Consider the following 3,939-nt stretch of genomic DNA (forward strand, 5'->3'; position numbering starts at 1 on the left):
GGGGCTGCGGTGAGAGCCGCTGCCCGGGTCGGGTCGGGGCGGGGCGGGGCGGTGCCCCCGGGCCGGGGCGGCGCCCGAGGTCAGAACCTGATGCGCACGACCTTGCTCAGCCAGATCCCGCCGATGGTGAGCATGACGACGCCGGCAGCGATCATCCCCCAGCCGAGCGGGCTCTGGGTGAGGACACCGATGTAAGAGGGGTTGGAGACGAACAGGAAGCCGCCGATGCCGAACGGCAGCGCCATGAGGACGTACGCGGAGAGCTTGCCCTCGGCGGCCAGCGCCTGGACCTGCCGCCGGATCTGGTTGCGTTCGCGGATGGTGTGACCGACGCCGTCGAGGACCTCGGCGAGGTTGCCGCCGACCTCTCGGTTGATCGCGATGGCCTGGGTGACCCACACGAAGTCCTGGCTGCCCATCCGGCTGGCGGTCTCCTCCAGAGCGGGGGCGAGCTCGCGGCCGACGCGGGTCTCGTTGATGATCCGCGCGAACTCCTCGGAGGTGGGCTGCTCGGCCTCGCGGGCGACGGAGGCCAGCGCCTGCAGGAGGCTGTGTCCGGCGCGCAGGCTCGAGGCCATGAGCTGCAGCGAGTCGTCGAGCTGGTCGGCGAACGCCGCGCGTCGGCGGGCGGCGAGGACCTAGAGTAGTACGTACCCGCCGGCAGGGGCGAGGAGGGCGAGGAACACGCCCATCAGCGGGCCGATGAGGATGAGTCCCAGCGCGAAGGCGACGATCGTGGCGACGACGACGAGGAAGACGTAGTCCTGGAGACCCATGCGAACACCGGCGCGTTCGAGCTGGCCGGCTCCCGTGGTCCCGCGGCGGCGCAGGAGGGAGTCGATCGCCTCGGTCAGCGCGGTGGCCGTGCGGTTCAGCAGGCCGGGGCCGGCGGCCTGGTCGGGCCTCCGGCGCTCGCGGGGAATGTGGTTGCGGGCCGGGGCGAGCGCCAGGAAGGTGAGGACCGCGATCGCCACCGTGACGGCCGCGAGCCCGAACGCGGCGGGGGAGAACAGCGACGCGATCACCGGATCGCCCCCGCTCCGTCGGTGGTGGCCCCGAACACCCGGGGAGACAAGGTGATGCCCAGTTCGGCGAACCGGTCAGTGAACCGCGGGCGGACCCCGGTGGCGACGGGCTTACCGAGGAACTTCCCGTCGGGTCCCACGCCGGCGGAGTAGTCGAAGAGGAACGCGTCCTGCAGGGTGACCGTCTGGCCCTCCATGCCCTGGACCTCGGTGACCGCGGTGATGCGGCGGGTGCCGTCGCGCAGGCGGGTGAGCTGGATGATGACGTCGACGGCGGAGGCGATCTGCTCGCGGATCGCGCGGAGCGGGAGGTCCATGCCCGCCATGAGCACGAGCGTCTCGAGGCGGGCGATGGCGTCACGTGGAGAATTGGAGTGTACGGTGGAGAGCGAGCCGTCGTGGCCGGTGTTCATCGCCTGGAGCATGTCGAGGGTCTCCCCGCCGCGGACCTCGCCCACCACGATGCGGTCGGGCCGCATACGCAGCGAGTTACGGACGAGCTCGCGGATGGTGATCTCCCCGCGGCCCTCGATGTTCGCGGGCCGGGACTCGAGCCGGACCACGTGATCCTGCTGTAGCTGCAGCTCGACGGCGTCCTCGATGGTGACGATCCGCTCGCCCTCGGGGATGAACGAGGACAGCACGTTGAGCAGGGTCGTCTTTCCGGAGCCGGTGCCGCCGGAGACGATGATGTTGAGTCGCGCCTGCACACACGCCTGCAGGACCTCGGCCATCTCCGGGGTGAGCGTTCCGAAGCGGATGAGGTCGTGGACCTGAAAGGGGTCCTTCGAGAACTTACGGATGGTCAGCGACGACCCGTTGACCGCGAGCGGCGGGATCACCGCGTTGACGCGGGAGCCGTCCGCGAGCCGGGCATCGACCAGCGGGGACGACTCGTCGACGCGGCGGCCGATGCGGGAGACGATCCGCTCGATGACCTGCCGCAGGTGGTCCTCGGAGGTGAACCGCGAGGGGTGACGGGTGAGCTGGCCGGCGCGCTCGACGAAGATCATGTCCGGCCCGTTGACCATGATCTCGGTGATGTCCGGGTCTTCGAGCAGCTTCTCGAGCGGACCGTGGCCGAGCACGTCGGCCTGGACGTCGGAGATGAGGCGCTGAGGCTGGTCGCCGGTCAGGGGGACGGTCTCGTCCTCCACGACCTTGTTGAGCTCGGCCCGCACCATGGTGTGGAGCTGGTCCTCGGTGAGCGAGGGGTTGTTCAGGCGCGCACCGATGCGCTCGAACAACGCGGTGGCCGCGCGCTCTTTGAGAGCGATCAGCGGATCGACCGTGGGATCGTCGGTCGGAGGCCCGCCCGCCGTCGCGGGAGTCTGCGGGCTGCCCGCTGTGGATGGCTTCGTCGTCGTCACCGTCGGGCTGACCACGGACGACGCCGAGCCCGGCGCGGCGGGGGATGGCGCGGCGGTGTCGGCCGGAGGCGCCGCGGTGATGGTGCTGCCGGGGGTGGCGCGCGCGGCGCGGAGGCGATCGGACAGGCTCATGCCTTCACCCGCTTCCTACGGAGTCGGTGCCGCCCGCCGACGGTGATGGGCGCGGCGGTCGGGGCCGGGCGCATGGGCGCCGGCGTGAATCGGTCGACGAGTCTGCGCAGCTGCTTGGTCATGGGGTCGCGGGTGTCGCTCTGCAGGAGGGGCAGGCCCTGGTTGACGGAGACGGGCACGGCCTTGCTGCGGGGCAGGACGAGGTCGACGCCGGCACCGATGGTGGCCTCCGCGTCGGCCTTCGTCAGCCCGCTGCGCGGGTCGGCGAAGTTCACCAGGACGTGGCGGCGGTCGACGTCGATGCCCAGGTCACGCAGGACCGTCATCTCCTTGCGCAGGCCGCGCACGCCCGGCACGTCGCCTCGGGATGCACGACGTCGCACGCGCCGGCGCGTAGCGCGGACAGCGCGAGCGTGTCGGGCTGGTCGGTGACCAGGACGACGGCCATGCCGGGGCATTCGGCCGCCAGCCTGGACGAGAGCGCGAGAGCGTCGTCGGGCCCCGCGGCGGTGTCGATCACCACGACCTGCGGGATGGGCGCGCCTGCGCCCAGCCGCTGGAAAAGTTGCGGCGGGCCTGCGGGTAGTGCGGTGCCGGCGATGGCCGAGATGGGTGCGCCGACCGCGGTGGCGACCTTTCCGCGCAGGTCGGCGGAGTCGGAGGCGATCAGGATGCGGCTCATGAGGAGAAGTCCCTGAACTCGATCGTGGGGGTGCCGTCGTTCGGGACGGAGTCGTCTTCGAGGGAGAGCCAGATTCTCGAATGTTCGGCGGCGTGGACGACGGTGAGGGACTGCTGGGTGGTGAGAGCCATGGTGATCAATGCGCCGCCGTCGGGTTCAGGTGCCGCGTCGGGGTTTTCCACCCCTTCGTCGGGCTGGGTCACACCGAGCCCGCCCTGTACGCGAGTCACGAGGATCTTCCGGAGAATGAGACGGGTGGACCCGTCGCCGTATGTGACGAAGACGCCGACCGTGTCCCCAGGGGTGACTGTTCCGCCGACCACCCGGGAGGCGTCGAGCGGGATAGTCACCTGGTGGTACCCCTCGGGGACCGGGATGCCGCCGAAGCGCTCGAGCGACTGCCGGGTGACGAACCGCGCGTTCAAGACCTGCTCGCCCGGCTGTAGGTCGGTCGAGGCTACCCGTCCCGCAACCTCCGCGATCGAGCGGACGGGGTTCGGGCCGACGGCGGCTCGGGGCAGCCGCTGAGTGGTGACCGACTCGGCGATCTCCTCTGCTGGCGTTCCTTGGGCGATGGGTGCGGACACCACCAAGACCTCGACGGGGTCCATGTCGGCCATCGCGCGGCTGTCGGCGTTGTTCACGTAGCTGACGAGCAACACCGCGCCGAGGATCGCGAGCACCCCGGCCGCGATAGCCGAGACGAGACGTCGGTTCATTGGTCTCTCAC

At 70.8% G+C, this 3,939-nt stretch carries 6 protein-coding genes; all 6 read right to left on the minus strand.

What is annotated here, in order from left to right; translation table 11 throughout:
* Positions 1-80: 80 nt before the first annotated feature.
* The 6 genes from DCI01S_RS18000 to cpaB are packed head-to-tail and all read right to left on the minus strand — an operon-like array spanning position 81 to position 3,892.
* The gene (locus DCI01S_RS18000; protein WP_244881771.1) at positions 81-578 is read right to left on the minus strand and encodes a type II secretion system F family protein; all 498 of its coding nucleotides are present in this window, start codon (positions 576-578) and stop codon (positions 81-83) included.
* Between the two features lie 60 nt (positions 579-638).
* Positions 639-1,025 (minus strand): hypothetical protein, encoded by a 387-nt coding sequence (locus DCI01S_RS18005; RefSeq protein ID WP_244881772.1) that lies wholly within the window; start codon positions 1,023-1,025, stop codon positions 639-641.
* Positions 1,022-2,527, minus strand: coding sequence for a TadA family conjugal transfer-associated ATPase (locus DCI01S_RS16110; protein WP_061230158.1), 1,506 nt, complete (start codon positions 2,525-2,527; stop codon positions 1,022-1,024). Before DCI01S_RS16110 ends, DCI01S_RS18005 begins: the two co-directional genes overlap by 4 nt.
* The gene (locus tag DCI01S_RS16115) at positions 2,524-2,853 is read right to left on the minus strand and encodes a CpaE/TadZ family protein (RefSeq protein WP_167349581.1); all 330 of its coding nucleotides are present in this window, start codon (positions 2,851-2,853) and stop codon (positions 2,524-2,526) included. The genes DCI01S_RS16110 and DCI01S_RS16115 overlap by 4 nt, the downstream gene beginning before the upstream one ends.
* Positions 2,850-3,209 (minus strand): DNA-binding transcriptional response regulator, encoded by a 360-nt coding sequence (locus DCI01S_RS16120; RefSeq protein WP_061230160.1) that lies wholly within the window; start codon positions 3,207-3,209, stop codon positions 2,850-2,852. Before DCI01S_RS16120 ends, DCI01S_RS16115 begins: the two co-directional genes overlap by 4 nt.
* Entirely contained in the window at positions 3,206-3,892 is a 687-nt protein-coding gene (cpaB, locus tag DCI01S_RS16125; protein ID WP_167349582.1) for a Flp pilus assembly protein CpaB, read from the minus strand. The genes DCI01S_RS16120 and cpaB overlap by 4 nt, the downstream gene beginning before the upstream one ends.
* Between the last annotated feature and the right edge of the window lie 47 nt (positions 3,893-3,939).

It is taken from the genome of Dietzia cinnamea NBRC 102147 (assembly GCF_001571065.1).
Taxonomy (GTDB): domain Bacteria; phylum Actinomycetota; class Actinomycetes; order Mycobacteriales; family Mycobacteriaceae; genus Dietzia; species Dietzia cinnamea.